This is a genomic window from Burkholderia sp. B21-005 (genome assembly GCF_020843965.1).
Classification (GTDB): Bacteria; Pseudomonadota; Gammaproteobacteria; order Burkholderiales; family Burkholderiaceae; genus Burkholderia; species Burkholderia ambifaria.
The window spans coordinates 2,771,915-2,792,270 of record NZ_CP086301.1 but is presented as its reverse complement, the minus strand read 5'-3'; the positions used below and the strand labels follow the sequence as shown (position 1 = coordinate 2,792,270).

Below are 20,356 nucleotides of genomic sequence, written 5' to 3'. Positions count from 1 at the left end.
CGAACTCGGATCGGCACGCGGGCCCGCCGTGCGAATCCCTAACTGCGAGATTCGTGCCACCGGCCGGCTATGCCCGTGGCGCAAGGCGTGCACATATAGCAGACAGCGCGTGAAACGCTGTTGTGAGCATTTTGTTTCTGGAATGAAACGTCTGACCAGATCAGCGCGCCGTCGTATCGGCAGCGCGCGGCCAGCGATGGCACAGGATCGACGCGATCCAGCCGACGAGAAACAGCGCGACGATGCCATAGCCGATCGCGCCGAAGTGCTCGCCGAGCGTATCGAGTGCATCGCGTACGGGGCCCGTCAGCGACAGTTTGTCGGCGAGCAGGCCGGCGGCCTCGATCCCGCCGACGGCCAGCGCGACGACCGCGGACAGCAGCGTGATGCTCGCGTTATAGAGCAGCTTGCGCTGCGGGTCGTCCATCGCCCAACCGTACGCGTGAATCATCAGCACATTGTCGGTCGAGTCGATCAGCGTCATGCCCGCCGCGAACAGCGCGGGAAACAGCATCACCGTATAGAGCGGCAGCGCGTGGCTTGCCTGCGCGGCCGCGATCGCGAGCAGCGCGATTTCTGTTGCAGTATCGAAACCGAGGCCGAACAGCACGCCGACCGGATACATGTGCCAGCTTTTCGACACGAACCGGAACAACGGCCGCAGCAGCCGCGACACGAGGCCGCCCGCCCGATGCGTGTGCGCGCCGCCGTGAGCATGGTCCGGCGCGCCGCGATAGCGCCGCCACACGCCGCGCAGGATCACGAGGTTCATGCATGCGAGCACGAGCAGGAAAGTCGCGGACACCGCCGTGCCGATCGTGCCGCCGATCTCGCGGAATGCGTCGAAGCGGTCGCGCAGCGCGAACGCGGTCAGCGCGATGCCGAGTGTCGCGGCAATCACGATCGTCGAGTGGCCGAGCGAGAAGCACAGGCCGACAGTCACCGGACGCTGGCCGTCCTGCATCAGCTTGCGCGTCGCGACGTCGATCGCGGCGATGTGATCGGCGTCGACCGCGTGACGCAGCCCGAGCCCGTACGCGATCGCCGCGGTGCCGAGCAGCAGCGGATGGTCGCGCAGCACCGTGAGCGCCCACAGCCAGACGGCGATGTTGGCGGCGATCAGGCCCGCATACAGCGTCAGCAGGCGGCGCAGGGCAGGGGTGGGCGGCATGGCGAAGGTTCCGTCGGACGAATCGCGATCCATTGTGACATGTGAAAAAATGCCTGGCGTGCCGATCGCAAACGTCGGCGGCCGCCCGCATCGGCGCGTGCGACGGATGAAAAAAGGCCCGTCCGGAACCGGACGGGCCTGCGACTTGCCACCGGGCATACGCGCCCGGCGCTTACTTCACTTTCGCGTTGATCACGCCTTCCGACACGTTCGCCGGCGTTTCCGCGTACTGCTTGAACTCCATCGTGTACGTCGCACGGCCTTGCGTTGCCGAGCGCAGCGACGTCGAATAGCCGAACATCTCGGCAAGCGGCACTTCGGCGCGTACCAGCTTGCCGCCGCCACCCGCGATGTCCTCCATTCCCTGCACGATGCCGCGCCGGCTCGACAGGTCGCCCATCACGTTGCCCATGAAATCCTCGGGCGTCTCGACCTCGACGGCCATCATCGGCTCGAGCAGCACGGGCTTCGCGCGGCGCATCGCTTCCTTGAACGCCATCGAGCCGGCCATCCGGAACGCGTTTTCGTTCGAGTCGACGTCGTGGTACGAGCCGAACGTCAGGTGCACCTTCACGTCGACGACCGGATACCCGGCGAGCACGCCGCTCTTCAGCGTTTCGGTGATGCCCTTGTCGACGGCCGGGATGAATTCGCGCGGAATCACGCCGCCCTTGATCTCGTCGAGGAACTCGTAGCCCTTGCCGGGGTTCGGCTCGAGCGTGATCACCGCATGCCCGTACTGGCCGCGCCCGCCCGACTGCTTGACGAACTTGCCTTCGACGTCGGACGCCGTCGTGCGCACCGTTTCGCGATACGCGACCTGCGGCTTGCCGACCGTCGCCTCGACGCCGAACTCGCGCTTCATCCGGTCGACCAGGATTTCGAGGTGCAGCTCGCCCATCCCCGAAATGATGGTCTGGCCGCTTTCCTCGTCGGTCTGCACGCGGAACGACGGATCCTCCTGCGCGAGACGGTTCAGCGCCAGGCCCATCTTCTCCTGGTCGGCCTTCGTCTTCGGCTCGACGGCCTGCGAGATCACCGGCTCCGGGAATTCCATCTTCTCGAGGATGATCGGCTTGGTCGGATCGCACAGCGTGTCGCCCGTCGTCGCTTCCTTCAGGCCGACCGCCGCCGCGATGTCGCCGGCGCGCACTTCCTTGATTTCCTTGCGCTCGTTCGCGTGCATCTGCAGGATCCGGCCGAGCCGCTCCTTCTTGTCCTTCGTCGCGTTCAGCACCGTGTCGCCCGATTCCACGACACCCGAATACACGCGGAAGAAGATCAGCTGGCCGACGAACGGGTCGGTCATGATCTTGAACGCGAGCGACGAGAACGGCTCGTCGTCGCTCGGGTGGCGTTCCGCCGGTTTTTCCGGATCGGCGTAGTCATGGCCGAGGATGGCCGGCACGTCGACCGGCGACGGCAGGTAGTCGATCACCGCGTCGAGCATCGCCTGCACACCCTTGTTCTTGAACGCGCTGCCGCACAGCATCGGCACGATCTCGTTCGCGATCGTGCGCTGGCGCAGCGCGGCCTTGATCTCGTCCTCGGTCAGCGACTCATGGTCGTGCAGGTACTTCTCGAGCAATTCCTCGCTGGCTTCCGCGGCGGCCTCGACCATCTTCCCGCGCCATTCGTGCGCGAGCTCGACGAGATTCGCCGGGATCTCCTCGTAGGAGAACTTCACGCCCTGGCTTTCGTCGTCCCACACGATCGCCTTCATCTTGACGAGATCGACGACGCCCTGGAAATGATCTTCCGCGCCGATCGGAATCTGGATCGGCACCGCGACGCCCTTCAGGCGCTCGCCGATCTGGCGCTGCACGCGGAAGAAGTCCGCGCCGACGCGGTCCATCTTGTTGACGAACGCGATGCGCGGCACCTTGTACTTGTTCGCCTGGCGCCACACGGTTTCGGACTGCGGCTGCACGCCGCCGACCGAGTCGTAGACCATGCACGCGCCGTCGAGCACGCGCATCGAGCGTTCGACCTCGATCGTGAAGTCGACGTGCCCGGGGGTATCGATGATGTTGATCCGATGTTCCGGATAGTTGCCGGCCATGCCCTTCCAGAAGGCCGTGGTCGCGGCCGACGTGATCGTGATGCCGCGTTCCTGCTCCTGCTCCATCCAGTCCATCGTGGCCGCGCCGTCGTGCACTTCGCCGATCTTGTGGCTCACGCCGGTGTAAAACAGGATGCGCTCGGTCGTGGTGGTCTTGCCGGCATCGATGTGAGCGCTGATCCCGATGTTGCGATAGCGCTCGATGGGGGTTTTGCGGGGCACGTGAACCTCCTGGTGGTTCGGATCGTAAGCGGGCCGGCTGGGCCGGTCCGGATTGGAACAAGCGAGATTTAAAGGATAGCGCTTGTCCGTGGCTTTTGCAGATGCGGCCAGCGTTTGCCGAATCAAGGCGGGCGCCGCCGGCACGCGAAAAAAAAGCCGGCGCGCAACGGGCGGCCGGCTTCGGTCGATGCGCGGCGGTGCCGCGGCATTCGCCGTTACTGGGGCTTGGGCAGCCCGTCGAGCTTCATGCCCGGCTTGATGCCCTTCGCGGCGAACCAGCCCTTGCTCATTTCGAGCGCATAGACGCCGTTGTTGCGCGGGCAGTGATTGTCGGTCGTCTCGGCCCGCATCTCGTCGATGTCGGTGATCGTGCCGTCCGCGCGGATGAACGCGATCGACAGCGGGATCAGTGTGTTCTTCATCCAGAAGCAGTGCACGGCGTTCTCGTTGAACACGAACAGCATGCCTTCGTTCGGAGCGAGCTGCGACCGGTACATCAGCCCCTGTTCGCGGTCGGCGTCGTTCGCGGCGACGGCCGCGTCGATCACGTACATGCCGGCGCGCAGCTTCACGTGCGGGAACTCGCTCGGCTGCTTGGCGCCGGGCGGCATCTGCGCGTGGGCGGTGTGCACGCCGAGTGCGAGGACGGCGAGCGCGGCGGGAAACACGGCGGCGCGCGCAAGGCGGCCGAGCGACGAGCGCAGGGAGAATCGCACAGCAAGGCTCCTATCGGGAAAACGAGACCCGCATGGTACGCGAAGCGCGCCGGCGGGCACAAAAAGAAAAAGGCAGATCGCCTCGCGGTGATCTGCCTTTCAACGCCGTAAGAACGGCAAGACTGCGTGTTCTTGACTGCGTTATTACAACCAGCTTGCTTAGTTCGAAGCAGCTGCCGGGGCTTCGGCTTCGCTAGCAGCCTTCTTCGCTGCGTGGTGCTTCTTAGCGTGATGCTTCTTGGCGTGGGCCTTCTTTGCCGGTGCCGAAGCAGCTGCCGGAGCAGCAGCCGAAGCAGCTTCCGGAGCCGAAGCTTGTGCGAAAGCAGCCGTTGCGAAGAGACCAGCGACCAGAGCGGCGATCAGTTTGTTCATGTTGTGTTCCTCAGCTTTAGTTAATTAACCAAATGACCCGGCATAGGAGTCATGTCGTCTAACGGTGCCATCCACCTTTCGGTTGACAGACGCTTCGAGAAATTTCTCATTGCGCTGCGGGCGCCGAATCGTATTCGAAGAAAACGTCGCTTTCGTGACGCAAACACGGAAATACCGGTTCGGCTGCCAATGCCGGATAGCTCAGGATGGCATCTGCGTGGTTTAACGCGCGATCTTCGCCGGCGGTTGACGAAAAAGATGACGAAAAAAATCGAAAGTTGCCGACGCGGTCATGCGCCGCGTGCAAAACCGTCCCACGGGGCGCGTGGCGGCAGCGCGATTGTTTCGCCCGGTGCAATGCCGAGCGCGAATATGTCCAACGCGCCAATGCCGACGCGCACGAGACGCAACGTCGGGAAGCCGATCGCGGCCGTCATCCGGCGCACCTGCCGATTCTTGCCTTCGGTGATCGTCAGTTCGATCCACGTGGTCGGGATCGCGGCGCGGTAGCGGATCGGCGGGTTGCGCGGCCACAGCGCGGCGGGCGGCTCGATGAATTCGGCGCGGCAGGGGCGCGTCACGTAGTCGCCGAGATCGACGCCGCGCGCGAGCGTCTTCAGGTCGGCCGGGCCCGGCGCGCCGTCGACCTGCGCCCAGTAGCGCTTGACGAGCTTGTGGCGCGGCTCCGCGATGCGCGCCTGCAGCGCGCCGTCGTCGGTGAGCAGCAGCAGGCCCTCGCTGTCCGCGTCGAGCCGGCCGGCCGGGTAGACGCCGGGCGTTTTTACCCAGTCGCCGAGCGACGGCCGCGTCTCGTGCGCGGAAAACTGGCAAATCGTGCCGAACGGCTTGTTGAGGGCGATCAGGGTCATGGCGGGGCGCCCGCGCGGCGTGCCGCAGGAAGGCGGGACCGGCGGTCTATGGCAAATGGCGGAATCTTAATGCATAATACGGAACGGCAAGTCATCTGTCTTATATAAGACATAAGGGAAGACTTGATACGCAGCGTCGCGCTTCGTGCCGCCGGCCCCGATTGGGGCGCTAGAATAGCGGCTCGCTGTTGCCGTCACGAAGGTGGCAAGGCCACCTCGCCACGCGCGCAGTTTCGACCAGCAATACCTGCTCAGCCACGTCACTGGAGTCGATCATGCCGTATCAGCACATCAAGGTTCCGGAGGGCGGTGACAAGATCACCGTCAACAAGGACTACTCGCTCAACGTATCCGATCAGCCGATCATTCCCTATATCGAAGGCGACGGTACGGGCTTCGATATCACGCCGGTCATGATCAAGGTCGTCGACGCGGCGGTCGCCCATGCCTACAAGGGCAAGCGCAAGATCCACTGGATGGAGATCTTCGCGGGCGAGAAGGCGACGAAGGTGTACGGTCCGGACGTGTGGCTGCCGGACGAAACGCTGCAGGTGCTGAAGGAATACGTGGTGTCGATCAAGGGGCCGCTCACGACCCCGGTCGGCGGCGGCATCCGTTCGCTGAACGTCGCGCTGCGCCAGGAGCTCGATCTGTACGTGTGCCTGCGCCCGGTCCAGTATTTCAAGGGCGTGCCCTCGCCGGTTCGCGAGCCGCAAAAGATCGACATGGTGATCTTCCGCGAGAACTCGGAAGACATCTACGCGGGCATCGAATGGGCCGCGGGCTCCGAGCAGGCGAAGAAGGTGATCAAGTTCCTGCAGGACGAGATGGGCGTGAAGAAGATCCGCTTCCCGGAAACCTCGGGGATCGGCGTCAAGCCCGTGTCGACCGAAGGCACCGAGCGTCTCGTGCGCAAGGCGATCCAGTACGCGATCGACAACGATCGCAAGTCGGTCACGCTGGTGCACAAGGGCAACATCATGAAGTTCACGGAAGGCCTGTTCCGTGACGCCGGCTACGCGCTCGCGCAGAAGGAATTCGGCGGCGAGCTGATCGACGGCGGCCCGTGGATGCGCGTGAAGAACCCGAAGACGGGCAACGAGATCGTCATCAAGGATTCGATCGCCGACGCGTTCCTGCAGCAGATCCTGCTGCGTCCGGCCGAATACGACGTGATCGCGACGCTGAACCTGAACGGCGACTACATCTCCGACGCACTGGCCGCGCAGGTCGGCGGCATCGGGATCGCGCCGGGCGCGAACCTGTCGGATTCGGTCGCGATGTTCGAGGCGACGCACGGCACGGCGCCGAAGTATGCGGGCAAGGATTACGTGAACCCCGGTTCCGAGATCCTGTCGGCGGAAATGATGCTGCGCCACCTCGGCTGGACGGAAGCGGCCGACACGATCATCGCCTCGATGGAAAAGTCGATCCTGCAGAAGCGCGTCACGTACGACTTCGCGCGCCTGATGGAAGGCGCGACGCAGGTGTCGTGCTCCGGCTTCGGCGAAGTGCTGATCGAGAACATGTAAGACCCCTTCCGGGGTGGGCCGGCGGATCGCCGGCCGCTCCGGCGCCTACTGCCGGCGCCGGGGCGTTTCGTGGATGGCAGGTTTGTTGGCAGGGCGGTCCGGCGTGCGGGCCGCGGCGCCGCGATGCGGCCCGCATGCCCTGCAAGGTAGAACATGACGGCCCTCGCAACACCACCGCCCGGCTGAGCCGGCGCGCCCCTTTCGCGACCCACCCGGTCGCTCCCCGCCGGTTACCGCCGGCGCTTCTCAGTCCAACATTCACGTAGCAATGCTTTGACCACCATGTCCACTTCGCCCAAGATCATCTACACCCTCACCGACGAAGCGCCCGCGCTCGCGACCTATTCGCTGCTGCCGATCGTCAAGGCCTTCACGCGCTCGTCCGGCGTCGCCGTCGAAACGCGCGACATCTCGCTCGCCGGCCGTATCATCGCGGCATTCGCCGACGTCCTGCCGCCGGAGCAGAAGGGTTCCGACGATCTGGCCGAACTGGGCCAGCTCACGCTGAAGCCGGAAGCGAACATCATCAAGCTGCCGAACATCAGCGCATCGGTGCCGCAGCTCAAGGCCGCGATCGCGGAACTGCAGGCGCAGGGCTACACGCTGCCGGCGTATCCGGAAGATCCGTCGACCGACGAAGAGAAGGCGGTCAAGGCCCGCTACGACAAGATCAAGGGCAGCGCGGTGAACCCGGTGCTGCGCGAGGGCAACTCGGATCGCCGCGCGCCGCTGTCGGTGAAGAACTACGCACGCAAGCACCCGCACAAGATGGGCGCATGGAAGGCCACGTCGAAGGCGCACGTTGCGCACATGAGCGAAGGCGACTTCTACGGCAGCGAAAAGTCGGCGCTGATCGCCGCGGCCGGCAGCGTGAAGATCGAACTCACGACGACCGACGGCGTGAAGAAGGTGCTGAAGGAAAAGACGGCGGTGAAGGCCGATGAAATCATCGACGCATCGGTGATGAGCCGCAAGGCGCTGCGCAGCTTCATCGAAGCGCAGATCGCCGACGCGAAGGCGCAGGACGTGCTGTTCTCGGTGCACCTGAAGGCGACCATGATGAAGGTCTCGGACCCGATCCTGTTCGGTCACTTCGTGTCGGTGTTCTACAGCGACGCGCTCGCGAAGCACGCCGACGTGCTCGCGCAACTCGGTTTCAACCCGAACAACGGGATCGGCGACCTGTACGCGCGCCTGAAGGACCTGCCGGCCGACACGCGCGAAGTGATCGAAGCCGACGTCAAGGCTGAGTACGCGGTGCGCCCGCGTCTCGCGATGGTCAACTCGGACAAGGGCATCACGAACCTGCACGTGCCGAGCGACGTGATCGTCGACGCATCGATGCCGGCGATGATCCGCGACTCGGGCGGCATGTGGGGCCCGGACGGCGAACTGTCCGACGCGAAGGCCGTGATTCCGGACCGCTGCTACGCGGGCGTCTACCAGGCCGTGATCGAAGACTGCAAGCAGCACGGCGCATTCGACCCGGTCACGATGGGCAGCGTGCCGAACGTCGGCCTGATGGCGCAGGCGGCAGAGGAATACGGCTCGCACGACAAGACGTTCCTGATCCCGGCCGATGGCGTCGTGCGCGTCACGGACGAAGCCGGCAACGTGCTGCTCGAGCACGCGGTCGAGTCGGGCGACATCTGGCGCATGTGCCAGACGAAGGACGCACCGGTGCAGGACTGGGTCAAGCTCGCGGTGAACCGTGCCCGCGCGACCGGCGCGCCGGCCGTGTTCTGGCTCGACCCGGCACGTGCGCACGACGCGCAGATCATCGCGAAGGTCGAACGCTACCTGAAGGATCACGACACGAACGGCCTCGACATCCGCATCATGACGCCGGTGGACGCGACGCGTTTCTCGCTCGAGCGCATCCGTGCGGGCAAGGACACGATCTCGGTCACGGGCAACGTGCTGCGCGACTACCTGACCGACCTGTTCCCGATCATGGAACTCGGCACCAGCGCGAAGATGCTGTCGATCGTGCCGCTGATGGCTGGCGGCGGGATGTTCGAAACGGGCGCGGGCGGCTCGGCACCGAAGCACGTGCAGCAGTTCGTCGAGGAAGGCTTCCTGCGCTGGGATTCGCTGGGTGAATTCCTCGCGCTGGCCGCGTCGCTCGAACACCTCGGCCACGCTTACCAGAACCCGAAGGCCCTCGTGCTCGCGAAGACGCTCGACCAGGCGACCGGCAAGTTCCTGGACGAGAACAAGTCGCCCGCACGCAAGGTCGGCGGCCTCGACAACCGCGGCAGCCACTTCTACCTGTGCCTGTACTGGGCGCAGGCGCTGGCCGAGCAGACCGACGATGCCGCGCTGAAGGCGCAGTTCGAAGGCGTCGCGAAGTCGCTGTCCGGCAGCGAAGCGCGCATCCTGGAAGAGCTGTCGGCCGCGCAGGGCACCGCGCAGGCGATCGGCGGCTACTACCGTCCGAACGTCGAGCTGACGAGCCAGGCGATGCGTCCGAGCGCAACGCTGAACGCCATCGTCGACGCAGTCGCCTGACGTCGGCCGCGCCCACGCGCGCGCCACGGCAACGGCAGCCGCCGACGCGGCGGGCCTCACGGCTCGCCGCTGCGCCGACAATAAAAACGCCCCGGTCGCCCGGGGCGTTTTTCGTTGCAGGCGTGCCATTCAGACGTGAACGATTTCCCATTCGCTGATTTCGGGCGGCACTTCGAGCGTGGCCGTATCCAGTTCGGACGGTTGCTCGCAGTCGCCGCGGGAGATGTGGTCGGCGGCCACTTCCGGGCACGAGAACGCGCCGAGCAGAGCGTTGCCGAACGTCGCTTCCCAGCCGCCGTTACCCGGCAGGATGTAGAACGACCCGAGCGCTGAACCAAAGCGAAATCCCTTCATTTCCGTTCTCCCTTTCTGATTACAAGCGATTCTGTTGTGCCGCCCGCCGGTTGGCGTTTCGTATCGAACGTCGTGGCGAAGCGTCGGTGCATGGAACCCAGTCTACGTCCATGGTCGCGATCGATGGTGCGCGTAGAACGCTTGCTCGAAACAAAAAATCCCATTTAAAAACATCGGGTTATTTCGGGCGTTTTGTATTGCGGAACGATTTTTGGCATCGCGAAACAGCGAATTTGTGCCGTGCACCACGAATTTTTATAACGCAGAGACTTGTTCCGCATCGTGAAAAATCAACGGATCCGTGCATCGAAGGTGTGTGGCGTGCCGCTGGCGGGATGAACGGGGGTGCGAATTGCCCTGATCGGGCGGGGCGAACGCCAGGAGCGAATGCCGTCGACCAGGCGGCCGGTATGAATGTGGTAGGGCGTCGCGGCGTCGGGCGATGGTTGAAAACGCCGCGCGAACGGCGCCCGGGCCGTCGGGCCCGGCAGTGCACTGCGGCGTATCGCCGCTTGCGCGGTGCCGCGCTGCTTCGGCCACGGCCCGCGGTTATGATGACGCGGGCATCAGGTTTCGCGTCGCGCGTGGGCGCTTGCGCACCGGCCGGCGCGGGTGTCGCGACGGCCGCGCGACGCAGCACGAATAACGAGGAATGATTGATGATACGGAGAACCTTCCTGTCGCATGCCATCGGCGTTGCGGCCGCATCGCTGTTTGCGCGCACCGCCTGGGCGCAGCATGCCGCACACGCGGGCATGGCCGGCATGGATCAGATGGACGACATGCCCGGCATGTCGGGCATGTCAGGGATGGCGGGCCACACGCAGCACGCGAAGCCGGCGCCGGCCGCGCTCGCGGCGGCCGATGCGCTGCCAGCCGGCGCGCCGCTCGCGTCGCTGCGCACGCTCGCGAACGAAAGTCGTGAGCCCGGCACGTTCCGCGCGACGCTGGTCGCGCAGCCGGTCGCGCGTCCGCTGCTGCACGGAGCGCGTCCGACAACGTTCTGGCAGTTCGGCACGGGCACGCAGGGGCCGGTGGTCGGCCCGCTGATCGACGTACGCGAGGGCGATACGGTCGAAATCCGCTTCGTGAACAAACTGCCGCAACCGTCGACGATCCACTGGCATGGCCTGCCGGTGCCACCCGACCAGGACGGCAACCCGTCCGACCCCGTCGCGCCGGGTGCGTCGCACGTGTACCGCTTCACGCTGCCGAAGGGCAGTGCCGGCACCTACTGGTATCACCCGCATCCGCACATGATGACCGCCGAGCAGGTGTTCCGCGGGCTGGCCGGCCCGTTCGTCGTGCGCGCCGCCGACGATCCGCTCGCCGGCTGGCCCGAGCGCAACCTGTTCGTGTCCGACCTGAAGCTCGCGCGCGACGGCACGATTGCGCCGAACGACATGATGGACTGGATGAACGGCCGCGAAGGTCAGTTCGTGCTGGTCAACGGTGCGCGCCGGCCGCGGATCGACGTCGCGAGTGACGAGCGCTGGCGCGTGTGGAACGCGTGCAGCGCGCGCTACCTGCGCGTGGCGTTCGACGACGGCCGCGCGTTCGAGCATGCGGGCACGGACGGCGGGCTCTTCGATGCGCCGCGCCGCGTGACGTCGCTGCTGCTCGCGCCGGGCGAGCGCGCGGAACTGCTGGTGCGCGCCGGCGAGCGCGCGTCACGCGCCGTGCTGCAGGCGGCCGAATACGACCGCCGCAAGATGGCGATGTCCCACGACGACGGCCACGGTAGCCTGCCACCCGATCCGGCGCTGCCGCTGGCCGACGTCGCGTTCGCACCGGCCGCCGCCCGTGCGCTGCCGGCGACGCTACGCACGGTGCCGGCGCTCGGCGAGCCGGTCGCGCACAAGGAGGTCGCGTTCGGCGAAGAGATGGACATGGACGCAATGATGAACGGCCCGATGCATGGCCGCCCGGCCGGGATGCGCTTCACGATCAACGGCGCGACCTATGCACCGCATCGCGCGACGTTGACGAGCCGCCGCGGCGACATCGAGCGCTGGACGATCCGCAATGCGACCGACATGGATCATCCGTTCCATTTGCACGGCACGCAATTCCAGGTGATCGAGCGTGCATCGGACGGCACGCGCACGAGTGAACCGTTCCGCGCGTGGCGGGATACCGTGAACGTGCGCAGCGGCGAGACCGTGACGATTCTCGTTACGCAAGACATGCCCGGCGAGCGCATGTTCCACTGCCATATTCTCGAACACGAGGATCTCGGCATGATGGGCACGCTGAAGGTCGTGTAACGCGTATCGATTATGTTTCACATGTATGACGGCATTCGATCTGCATGTGCAACAAGACAATACGTGTTCAATAATCCGGATTGAACGAAAAGGCCGGCCAATCGAATTAACGAATGGCCGGCCTGAAAAAAAGAAACCCGGCGCAATGCCGGGTTTCTTCGTCCAATATCCGGTGCCTTACGCGGCCTGGATGTTCGACGCTTGCTTGCCCTTCGGCCCTTGAACGACCTCGAAGCTCACCTTCTGGCCTTCCTTCAGGGTCTTGAAGCCCTGCATGTTGATGGCCGAGAAGTGCGCAAACAGATCCTCACCGCCCTCGTCGGGGGTGATGAAACCGAAGCCCTTCGCGTCGTTGAACCACTTAACGATACCAGTTGCCATTTTCCTACTTCCCCTGTCACACAGTCGCTGCTACTTACCACGAGCACGCTCGAAAAGCTAAACGACCGGAAAATACAGCCGTTCCCCCCTCACAAGCTCACCTTCGGCCTCTTTCATTTCGCCAACTGGCAAATTGAAAAAAGTGCCAGCTTGATTGTTGGCGCTCTTTATTTGAGTGTCAAGTGGAATTTTTAGACGGTTAGAGGGCCGTTGTAAAGAACCCATTTTCAGGGTTTTTCCGGCTTTGCTTCGCAGCATGCCGCCGAGCGCGCGGACTTGAAAAGTCGCATAATCGGCTCATATACCAGGCTCGAGTGACACGCGATCGAGTCGGCCCGGCTTGTGGGATACTGGATGCGGATGCGACGGTCCGGTGCAGTCTCCCCCTGACGGTTCGTGTTCCGCGCCACGCGTGAAAGCCGGCACCGCAGCCGGCTTTCGTATGGCGCGAAGACGATCGCATGTCGTCGGGAACCAGGGAGGGCGCCGGCCGGTCGGTCGGGTAATGGCAGGATTGCGGGCCTGTCCGAGTTGTTTAGAATGGGTGTATGGCGATTATCCCGGACAAGCAGGACAGTACCGTCCTGGAACGCAAGCAGCAGAAGCTCAAGCCGCCTTCGATGTACAAGGTGGTGCTGCTGAACGACGACTTCACGCCGATGGAGTTCGTCGTGATGGTCGTACAGGAGTATTTCAAGAAGGATCGCGAGACGGCCACGCAGATCATGCTGAAGGTCCATCGCGAAGGGCGAGGGGTATGTGGGGTCTATACGCGGGACATCGCGTCGACCAAGGTTGAGCAAGTCGTTACCCATGCGCGGCAGGCCGGGCATCCGCTGCAGTGCGTGATGGAGGAAGCATGATTGCCCAGGAATTGGAAGTCAGCCTGCACATGGCGTTCATGGAAGCACGCCAGGCGCGCCATGAGTTCATTACGGTCGAGCATCTGCTGCTGGCTCTGCTGGATAATCCGACGGCAGCCGAGGTGTTGCGCGCGTGTGCGGCCAACATTGAGGACTTGCGTCAGAACCTGCGCAATTTCATCCACGACAACACACCGACCGTCCCGGGTACCGACGATGTCGATACCCAGCCGACGCTTGGGTTCCAGCGCGTGATCCAGCGCGCGATCATGCACGTCCAGTCGACGTCGAACGGCAAGAAGGAAGTCACCGGCGCGAACGTGCTGGTCGCGATCTTCGGCGAGAAGGATTCGCACGCCGTCTATTACCTGCAGCAGCAGGGCGTCACGCGCCTGGACGTCGTGAACTTCATTTCGCACGGCATCGCGAAGACGAACGGCGGCGAAGCCGCGAAGTCGACCGACGCGAACGCGGAAAGCGAAGACGCGAACGCGCAGAAGGAAACGCCGCTCGCGCAGTTCACGCAGAACCTGAACCAGATGGCGAAGGACGGCCGCATCGATCCGCTGATCGGCCGCGAGCCGGAGGTCGAGCGCGTCGTGCAGGTGCTGTGCCGCCGCCGCAAGAACAATCCGCTGCTCGTGGGCGAAGCGGGCGTGGGCAAGACCGCGATCGCGGAAGGGCTCGCCTATCGCATCACGCGCGGCGAAGTGCCGGACATCCTGGCGAACGCACAGGTGTATTCGCTCGACATGGGCGCGCTCCTCGCGGGCACCAAGTATCGCGGCGACTTCGAGCAACGTCTGAAGACGGTGCTGAAGGAGCTGAAAGAGCGTCCGCACGCGATCCTGTTCATCGACGAGATCCACACGCTGATCGGCGCGGGCGCCGCATCGGGCGGCACGCTCGACGCGTCGAACCTGCTGAAGCCGGCGTTGTCGTCGGGCACGCTCAAGTGCATCGGCGCGACCACGTTCACCGAGTATCGCGGCATCTTCGAGAAGGATGCGGCGCTGTCGCGGCGCTTCCAGAAGGTCGACGTGACGGAGCCGACCGTCGAGCAGACGGTCGCGATCCTGCGCGGGCTGAAGTCGCGCTTCGAGGAGCATCACGGCGTCAAGTACTCGTCGGGCGCACTGTCGGCCGCGGCCGAACTGTCGGCGCGCTTCATCACCGACCGGCACCTGCCGGACAAGGCGATCGACGTGATCGACGAAGCGGGCGCCGCGCAGCGCATCCTGCCGAAGTCGAAGCAGAAGAAGACGATCGGCAAGAGCGAGATCGAGGAAATCATCTCGAAGATCGCGCGCGTGCCGGCGCAAAGCGTGTCGCAGGACGATCGCAGCAAGCTGCAGACGCTCGATCGCGACCTGAAGAGCGTCGTGTTCGGCCAGGATCCGGCGATCGACGCGCTCGCCGCATCGATCAAGATGGCGCGCGCGGGCCTCGGCAAGATGGACAAGCCGATCGGTTCGTTCCTGTTCTCCGGCCCGACGGGCGTCGGCAAGACCGAAGTGGCGCGCCAGCTCGCGTTCACGCTCGGCATCGAGCTGATCCGCTTCGACATGTCGGAATACATGGAGCGTCACGCGGTGAGCCGCCTGATCGGCGCGCCGCCGGGCTACGTCGGGTTCGACCAGGGCGGCCTGCTGACCGAAGCCGTCACGAAGAAGCCGCATTGCGTGCTGTTGCTCGACGAAATCGAGAAGGCGCATCCGGACATCTTCAACGTGCTGCTGCAGGTGATGGACCACGGCACGCTGACGGACAACAACGGCCGCAAGGCGGATTTCCGCAACGTCATCATCATCATGACGACGAACGCGGGCGCCGAGTCGATGCAGAAGGCGACGATCGGCTTCACGACGCGCCGCGAGACGGGCGACGAGATGACCGACATCAAGCGTCTGTTCACGCCGGAGTTCCGCAACCGCCTGGATTCGATCATCAGCTTCCGCTCGCTCGATGAGGAAATCATCATGCGCGTGGTCGACAAGTTCCTGATCCAGCTCGAGGAGCAGCTGCACGAGAAGAAGGTCGACGCGCTGTTCACCGACGCGTTGCGCAAGCATCTCGCGAAGCACGGCTTCGACCCGTTGATGGGCGCGCGGCCGATGCAGCGGCTGATCCAGGACACGATCCGTCGTGCGCTGGCCGACGAACTGCTGTTCGGCAAGCTCGTCAACGGCGGGCACGTGACGGTCGACGTCGACGAAAGCGACAAGGTTCAGTTGTCGTTCGACAAGCTGGCGAATCCGCCGCACAAGCCGAACGAAGAGACGGTCGAAGTCGAGTAAGCGATAATTCGTTGTTCATGCGAACGGCGCGGGAAGTTCTCCGCGCCGTTTCGTTTTATCTGGCGCCGGTGGCGCAATGGTGGGGCAGGGAGTAGCAACGCAGTGACACAACAACAACGGTCGTTCGACAACATCGTCGCGCGCGAACAAGGGTTGCGCCACGCGCTGACGTCGGGGCAGATGGCGATGATCGCGATCGGCGGCGCGATCGGCACGGGGCTGTTCCTCGGCAGCGGGTTCGCGATCGGGCTCGCCGGTCCGAGCGTGCTGGTCTCGTATGCGATCGGCGCGCTGATTGCGCTGCTGCTGATGGGCGCGCTCGCGGAAATGACGGTCGCGCATCCGACGGCCGGTTCGTTCGGCGCATACGCCGAGCACTACGTCGGCCCGCTCGCGGGCTTTCTCGTGCGCTATGCGTACTGGTTCGCGGTGGTGTTCGCGATCGGCACCGAGATCAGCGCGATCGCCGTCTTCATGAAGTACTGGTTCCCGGCCGTGCCCGGCTGGTATTGGGTGATCGGCTTCTCCGCGCTGCTGATTGCGGTGAACCTCGCGAGCGTCACGCTGTACGGATCGGTCGAATACGCGTTTTCCTTGCTGAAGATCGCGGCGATCGTCGTGTTCATCGTGCTCGGCGCGTATCTCGTGTGGTCGGCGCCGGCGGCGTCGGGCATCGGCTTCGCGAACTACACGGCGCACGACGGCTTCATGCCGAAAGGGCCGTGGGGCACCTGGGTCGCGGTGATCGTCGCGATCTTCAGCTACATGAGCATCGAGGCGGTCGCGATCGCGGCCGGCGAGGCGCGCGATCCGCAGCATGCGGTCACGCGTGCGTTCCGCTCGACGGTGTTCCGGCTCGTGCTGTTCTACCTGCTGACGCTGTCGCTGATGCTCGCGATCGTGCCCTGGACGCAGGCCGGCACCGACGAAAGCCCGTTCGTGAAGGTGATGGCGGCGACGCACGTGCCCTATGCGGCCGGCGTGATCAACTTCGTGCTGTTGATCGCGGCGCTGTCGGCGATGAACAGCCAGCTCTACGTGACGACGCGGATGATGTTCAGCCTGTCGCGTGCGCGGCTCGCGCCGGCGGTGTTCGGCCGGCTCGGCAACAACGGCGTGCCGCGCGCGGCGCTGTGGATCTCGACCAGCGGCGTCGCGGTCGCGGCCGTGCTGGTCGCGCTGTCGCCCGACACCGCGTTTACCGTGATGATGGCGATCGCGATGTTCGGCGCGCTGTTCACGTGGCTGATGATCTTCGTTACGCACCTGCGCTTTCGCGTGCGGTATCGTGGCCCGGCGCTCGCATTCCGGATGTGGGGCCACCCGTTCGGCAGCCTGCTCGGTGCGGGGCTCGTCGGCGCGGTCCTGCTCACGACCGCGTTCACGCGCGAATTCCGGATGACGATGGTGGTCGGCGTCGTGTTTGTCGTGCTGCTGACGCTCGCATACGCGCTGCACTACCGGCACCAGCACGCGCGTTGACGCGTGAGCGCACGCCGCGGGCGGTGGCCCGCGCGGCGAGGCGAGGCCGCTAAGGTTGCGTTAAGCCGGCGGCGATAACATTCGAACCTGTCTGCATGGCGGGCCGGCCCACGTCGGCTCGCTGCGTTCCTGTCAAAAGGGGTTCGAATGAACAAACTTCCCGAAATCACGCTCGCGTTCTGGATCATGAAGATCTGCGCGACGACGCTCGGCGAAACCGGCGGCGACCTGCTGTCGATGACGCTGAACGTCGGCTACGCGGTGAGCTCGATCCTGCTGTTCGGTTTCTTTCTCGTCACGCTCGGTGCGCAGCTCAGGACGACCGGCTATCGCCCGGCCATTTACTGGGCCGTGATCGTTGCGACGAGCACCGCGGGCACGACGATGTCCGATTTCATGGACCGCACGCTCGGCCTCGGCTACGCGGCCGGCTCATCGATTCTCGTCGCGATCCTGCTGGCGATCTTCGCGGTGTGGCGCCTGAGCGGCGAGTCGCTGTCGGTGGACCTGATCCGCACGCGCAAGGTCGAGCTGCTGTACTGGATCGCGATCCTGTTCTCGAACACGCTCGGCACCGCGCTCGGCGATTTCCTCGCGGACAGCTCGGGGCTCGGCTTCGGCGGCGGCGCGCTGCTGATCGGCGCGCTGCTCGCGGCGATCGTGCTCGCGCATTACTTCACGCGGATCTCCGGCGTGCTGCTGTTCTGGGCCGCGTTCGTGCTCACGCGTCCGTTCGGCGCGACGGTCGGCGACCTGCTGACGAAACCGGTCGCCAAGGGCGGGCTCGCGCTCGGCACGGTCGGCTCGTCGGCGGTGCTGCTCGGTGTGCTGGCCGCGCTGGTGATCTATGCGAGCATCGCGCAGGCACGGCGACGCGAACTCGCGCCCGCGCGGATCGCGCAGACGGCCGATCGGTGAGGGGAAACGGAAAAAGGAAAGGGGGCCGCGAGGCCCCCTTTTCGTATCACGCCGTTCAGTGACGGCCAGTGCTGCCGAAGCCGCCTTCGCCGCGATCGCTTTGCGCGAAATCGTCGACGATATTGAACTGCGCCTGCACGACCGGCACGATCACGAGCTGCGCGAGCCGTTCGAACGGGTTCAGCACGAATTCGGTCTGGCCGCGGTTCCACGTCGACACCATCAGCTGGCCCTGGTAGTCGGAATCGATCAGGCCGACGAGGTTGCCGAGCACGATCCCGTGCTTGTGGCCGAGGCCCGAGCGCGGCAGGATCAGCGCCGCATAGCCGGGATCCGCGAGATGAATCGCGAGGCCCGTCGGCACCAGCGTCGTTTCGCCCGGCTGCAGCGTGACGGGTGCGTCGAGGCATGCGCGCAGGTCGAGGCCCGCGCTGCCGGTGGTGGCGTAGGCGGGCATGTAGTCGCGCATGCGCGCGTCGAGAATCTTCAGGTCGAGTTTCATGCGGTCGTCGAATCGGTCGGGAGGGGCGCGGCGGCGCGTGCCGCCGCGCAATGGATCAGATCAGGTGATTGTCGGGCAGGCGCTTTGCGATTTCGGCGACGAGCGCGTGCGCGAGCTCGTCCTTCGGCGCGCGCGGCAGGCGCGTGAGCCCGGCTGCCTCGAACAGCACGACTTCGTTGTCGTCGCGGCCGAACGTCAGCGGGCCGAGGTTGCCGACCAGCAGCGGCACGTTTTTGCGCTTGCGCTTTTCGTCGCCATGCACGTCGAGGTCGCCGCTTTCGGCGGCGAAACCGACGCAGAACGGCGGATCGGGTAGCGCCGCGACCGATGCGAGGATGTCGGGGTTCTCGACGAACGCGAGCGCCGGCATCTTGCGATCGGCCGTCTTCTTCATCTTGTGCTCGGCCGGCTGGTCGACGCGCCAGTCGGCGACCGCGGCCACCGCGATGAAGATGTCCGCGTCGGATACCGCGTGCATGACCGCGTCGTACATCTGCTGCGCGGTCTGCACGTCCTGGCGTGTCACGCCCCACGGCGTGTCGAGCGCGACCGGCCCCGCGACGAGATGCACGTCGGCACCGGCCTGCTGCGCGGCGCGCGCGAGCGCGAAGCCCATCTTGCCGCTCGAGCGGTTCGTGAGGCCGCGCACCGGGTCGAGCGGCTCGAACGTCGGGCCGGCCGTGATCAGCACGCGACGGTGCGCGAGCACCTTCGGTGCGAAGTGCGCGACGATGGCTTCGTAGATCGCCTCGGGTTCAAGCATGCGGCCGTCGCCGATTTCGCCGCAGGCCTGCGCGCCCGAATCGGGGCCGAGCACCGACACGCCGTCGGTGCGCAGTTGCGCGGCATTGCGTTGCGTGGCCGGGTTCTGCCACATCTGGCGGTTCATCGCGGGCACGACGAGCAGCGGACAGTCGCGCGCGACGCACAGCGTCGACAGCAGGTCGTCCGCGAATCCGTGCGCGAGCTTCGCGAGGAAATCCGTCGACGCGGGCGCGATCACGATCGCGTCGGCTTCGCGCGACAGGTCGATGTGCGCCATGTTGTTGTCGATGCGCGCGTCCCACTGGTTCGTATAGACGGGCCGGCCGGACAGCGCCTGCATCGTGACGGGCGTGATGAATTGCGCGGCGGCTTCGGTCATCACGACCTGCACGGTCGCGCCTGCCTTCGTCAGGAGCCGGGTGAGCTCGGCGATCTTGTAGCAGGCGATGCCGCCCGTCAGGCCGAGAACGAGGTGTTTTCCAGCGAGTTCTGCGTGTGCCAACTCAGGCCTCCAAGGGTCAAACGGAACGGCCGGCGCGAAGCCGGCCGTCGACACCGAGTATGCGCGCTCAGCGCGAGCCGCGCACGCGACGCAGTTCGTCGTAGATCAGCAGCACCGCGCCGATCGTGATCGCGGAATCGGCGAGGTTGAACGCCGGGAAGTGCCAGCCGCCGACGTGGAAATCGAGAAAGTCGATCACGTGGCCGTAGACCAGCCGGTCGATCACGTTGCCGAGCGCGCCGCCGAGGATCAGCGCGAGCGACAGGCTAAACAGCCGCTGCTGGCCATGGCGGCGCAGCAGGAAGCAGATCACGAGCGTCGCGCCGATGCCGAGCGCGGTGAACGCCCAGCGCTGCCAGCCGCTCGCGGTCGACAGGAAGCCGAACGCGGCGCCGCGGTTGTACACCAGCACGAGGCTGAAGAACGACGTCAGCGCATGCTGCGCGCCGTACGCGAACGTTTTCAGGATCGCGATTTTCGACAGCTGGTCGAACAGGATCACGATCAGCGAAATGCCGAGCCAGGGCGCGAGCGCGCCGCTGGCCGGTTTCGACAGGGTTTTTGCCATAG

At 65.2% G+C, this 20,356-nt stretch carries 17 protein-coding genes; 7 read left to right on the top strand and 10 right to left on the bottom strand.

Going from position 1 to position 20,356, the window contains the following annotated elements:
- Nucleotides 1–160: 160 nt before the first annotated feature.
- The 5 genes from LMA02_RS13015 to LMA02_RS12995 form a co-directional block, all read right to left on the bottom strand.
- Entirely contained in the window at nucleotides 161–1,171 is a 1,011-nt protein-coding gene (locus LMA02_RS13015) for a HoxN/HupN/NixA family nickel/cobalt transporter (protein WP_228905366.1), read from the bottom strand.
- A 172-nt stretch (nucleotides 1,172–1,343) separates the two neighbouring features.
- Nucleotides 1,344–3,455 carry an elongation factor G gene (gene fusA / locus LMA02_RS13010; protein ID WP_006754591.1) on the bottom strand — a complete coding sequence of 704 codons (2,112 nt, stop codon included), beginning with the start codon at nucleotides 3,453–3,455 and terminating at the stop codon, nucleotides 1,344–1,346.
- A 215-nt stretch (nucleotides 3,456–3,670) separates the two neighbouring features.
- Entirely contained in the window at nucleotides 3,671–4,171 is a 501-nt protein-coding gene (locus LMA02_RS13005; protein WP_105787574.1) for a DUF192 domain-containing protein, read from the bottom strand.
- Nucleotides 4,172–4,330: 159 nt separating this feature from the next.
- A complete protein-coding gene (locus LMA02_RS13000; protein ID WP_081472895.1) occupies nucleotides 4,331–4,543 on the bottom strand; it encodes a hypothetical protein in 213 nt (70 codons plus the stop codon).
- Nucleotides 4,544–4,833: 290 nt separating this feature from the next.
- Nucleotides 4,834–5,412, bottom strand: a complete 579-nt coding sequence (locus LMA02_RS12995) for a pseudouridine synthase (protein WP_228905364.1) — start codon at nucleotides 5,410–5,412, stop codon at nucleotides 4,834–4,836.
- Nucleotides 5,413–5,687: 275 nt separating this feature from the next.
- Here LMA02_RS12995 and icd point away from each other — a divergent pair, with 275 nt between their 5' ends.
- Together icd and LMA02_RS12985 are read left to right on the top strand one after the other, a co-directional pair.
- Nucleotides 5,688–6,944: an NADP-dependent isocitrate dehydrogenase gene (gene icd / locus LMA02_RS12990; RefSeq protein ID WP_228905362.1), complete on the top strand. Its 1,257-nt coding sequence runs from the start codon at nucleotides 5,688–5,690 to the stop codon at nucleotides 6,942–6,944.
- Between the two features lie 282 nt (nucleotides 6,945–7,226).
- Nucleotides 7,227–9,455, top strand: a complete 2,229-nt coding sequence (locus LMA02_RS12985) for an NADP-dependent isocitrate dehydrogenase (RefSeq protein WP_228905360.1) — start codon at nucleotides 7,227–7,229, stop codon at nucleotides 9,453–9,455.
- A 129-nt stretch (nucleotides 9,456–9,584) separates the two neighbouring features.
- On the opposite strand, the gene LMA02_RS12980 is transcribed toward LMA02_RS12985, so the two are convergent.
- The gene (locus tag LMA02_RS12980; RefSeq protein WP_006754596.1) at nucleotides 9,585–9,809 is read right to left on the bottom strand and encodes a hypothetical protein; all 225 of its coding nucleotides are present in this window, start codon (nucleotides 9,807–9,809) and stop codon (nucleotides 9,585–9,587) included.
- A gap of 659 nt (nucleotides 9,810–10,468) precedes the next feature.
- Here LMA02_RS12980 and LMA02_RS12975 point away from each other — a divergent pair.
- Nucleotides 10,469–12,076, top strand: coding sequence for a multicopper oxidase family protein (locus LMA02_RS12975; protein WP_228905358.1), 1,608 nt, complete (start codon nucleotides 10,469–10,471; stop codon nucleotides 12,074–12,076).
- A gap of 177 nt (nucleotides 12,077–12,253) precedes the next feature.
- On the opposite strand, the gene LMA02_RS12970 is transcribed toward LMA02_RS12975, so the two are convergent.
- Nucleotides 12,254–12,457, bottom strand: a complete 204-nt coding sequence (locus LMA02_RS12970; RefSeq protein ID WP_004196460.1) for a cold-shock protein — start codon at nucleotides 12,455–12,457, stop codon at nucleotides 12,254–12,256.
- A gap of 548 nt (nucleotides 12,458–13,005) precedes the next feature.
- Here LMA02_RS12970 and clpS point away from each other — a divergent pair.
- The 4 genes from clpS (at nucleotide 13,006) to LMA02_RS12950 (ending at nucleotide 18,017) form a co-directional block, all read left to right on the top strand.
- Complete coding sequence (gene clpS, locus LMA02_RS12965) at nucleotides 13,006–13,320, top strand: ATP-dependent Clp protease adapter ClpS (RefSeq protein ID WP_006398529.1); 315 nt, start codon at nucleotides 13,006–13,008, stop codon at nucleotides 13,318–13,320.
- Nucleotides 13,317–15,617, top strand: coding sequence for an ATP-dependent Clp protease ATP-binding subunit ClpA (clpA, locus tag LMA02_RS12960; RefSeq protein ID WP_006760023.1), 2,301 nt, complete (start codon nucleotides 13,317–13,319; stop codon nucleotides 15,615–15,617). The genes clpS and clpA overlap by 4 nt, the downstream gene beginning before the upstream one ends.
- Before the next feature lie 102 nt (nucleotides 15,618–15,719).
- The gene (locus LMA02_RS12955; RefSeq protein WP_175692455.1) at nucleotides 15,720–17,099 is read left to right on the top strand and encodes an amino acid permease; all 1,380 of its coding nucleotides are present in this window, start codon (nucleotides 15,720–15,722) and stop codon (nucleotides 17,097–17,099) included.
- A gap of 147 nt (nucleotides 17,100–17,246) precedes the next feature.
- A complete protein-coding gene (locus LMA02_RS12950) occupies nucleotides 17,247–18,017 on the top strand; it encodes a hypothetical protein (protein ID WP_228905356.1) in 771 nt (256 codons plus the stop codon).
- A 55-nt stretch (nucleotides 18,018–18,072) separates the two neighbouring features.
- On the opposite strand, the gene dut is transcribed toward LMA02_RS12950, so the two are convergent.
- The 3 genes from dut to lspA all read right to left on the bottom strand — a co-directional run bounded on the left by dut (nucleotide 18,073) and on the right by lspA (nucleotide 20,354).
- Complete coding sequence (gene dut / locus LMA02_RS12945) at nucleotides 18,073–18,519, bottom strand: dUTP diphosphatase (RefSeq protein WP_011657718.1); 447 nt, start codon at nucleotides 18,517–18,519, stop codon at nucleotides 18,073–18,075.
- 55 nt (nucleotides 18,520–18,574) lie between these two features.
- Nucleotides 18,575–19,786 carry a bifunctional phosphopantothenoylcysteine decarboxylase/phosphopantothenate--cysteine ligase CoaBC gene (coaBC, locus tag LMA02_RS12940; RefSeq protein WP_228905354.1) on the bottom strand — a complete coding sequence of 404 codons (1,212 nt, stop codon included), beginning with the start codon at nucleotides 19,784–19,786 and terminating at the stop codon, nucleotides 18,575–18,577.
- A gap of 67 nt (nucleotides 19,787–19,853) precedes the next feature.
- Entirely contained in the window at nucleotides 19,854–20,354 is a 501-nt protein-coding gene (gene lspA, locus LMA02_RS12935; protein ID WP_228905347.1) for a signal peptidase II, read from the bottom strand.
- Between the last annotated feature and the right edge of the window lie 2 nt (nucleotides 20,355–20,356).

Coding starts and splice junctions, on each gene's coding strand:
- LMA02_RS13015 (WP_228905366.1), bottom strand. CDS start 1,171: ATGCCGCCCACCCCTGCCCTGCGCCGCCTGCTGACGCTGTATGCGGGC.
- LMA02_RS13000 (WP_081472895.1), bottom strand. CDS start 4,543: ATGAACAAACTGATCGCCGCTCTGGTCGCTGGTCTCTTCGCAACGGCT.
- LMA02_RS12995 (WP_228905364.1), bottom strand. CDS start 5,412: ATGACCCTGATCGCCCTCAACAAGCCGTTCGGCACGATTTGCCAGTTT.
- icd (WP_228905362.1), top strand. CDS start 5,688: ATGCCGTATCAGCACATCAAGGTTCCGGAGGGCGGTGACAAGATCACC.
- LMA02_RS12985 (WP_228905360.1), top strand. CDS start 7,227: ATGTCCACTTCGCCCAAGATCATCTACACCCTCACCGACGAAGCGCCC.
- LMA02_RS12980 (WP_006754596.1), bottom strand. CDS start 9,809: ATGAAGGGATTTCGCTTTGGTTCAGCGCTCGGGTCGTTCTACATCCTG.
- LMA02_RS12975 (WP_228905358.1), top strand. CDS start 10,469: ATGATACGGAGAACCTTCCTGTCGCATGCCATCGGCGTTGCGGCCGCA.
- LMA02_RS12970 (WP_004196460.1), bottom strand. CDS start 12,457: ATGGCAACTGGTATCGTTAAGTGGTTCAACGACGCGAAGGGCTTCGGT.
- clpS (WP_006398529.1), top strand. CDS start 13,006: ATGGCGATTATCCCGGACAAGCAGGACAGTACCGTCCTGGAACGCAAG.
- clpA (WP_006760023.1), top strand. CDS start 13,317: ATGATTGCCCAGGAATTGGAAGTCAGCCTGCACATGGCGTTCATGGAA.
- LMA02_RS12950 (WP_228905356.1), top strand. CDS start 17,247: ATGAACAAACTTCCCGAAATCACGCTCGCGTTCTGGATCATGAAGATC.
- dut (WP_011657718.1), bottom strand. CDS start 18,519: ATGAAACTCGACCTGAAGATTCTCGACGCGCGCATGCGCGACTACATG.
- lspA (WP_228905347.1), bottom strand. CDS start 20,354: ATGGCAAAAACCCTGTCGAAACCGGCCAGCGGCGCGCTCGCGCCCTGG.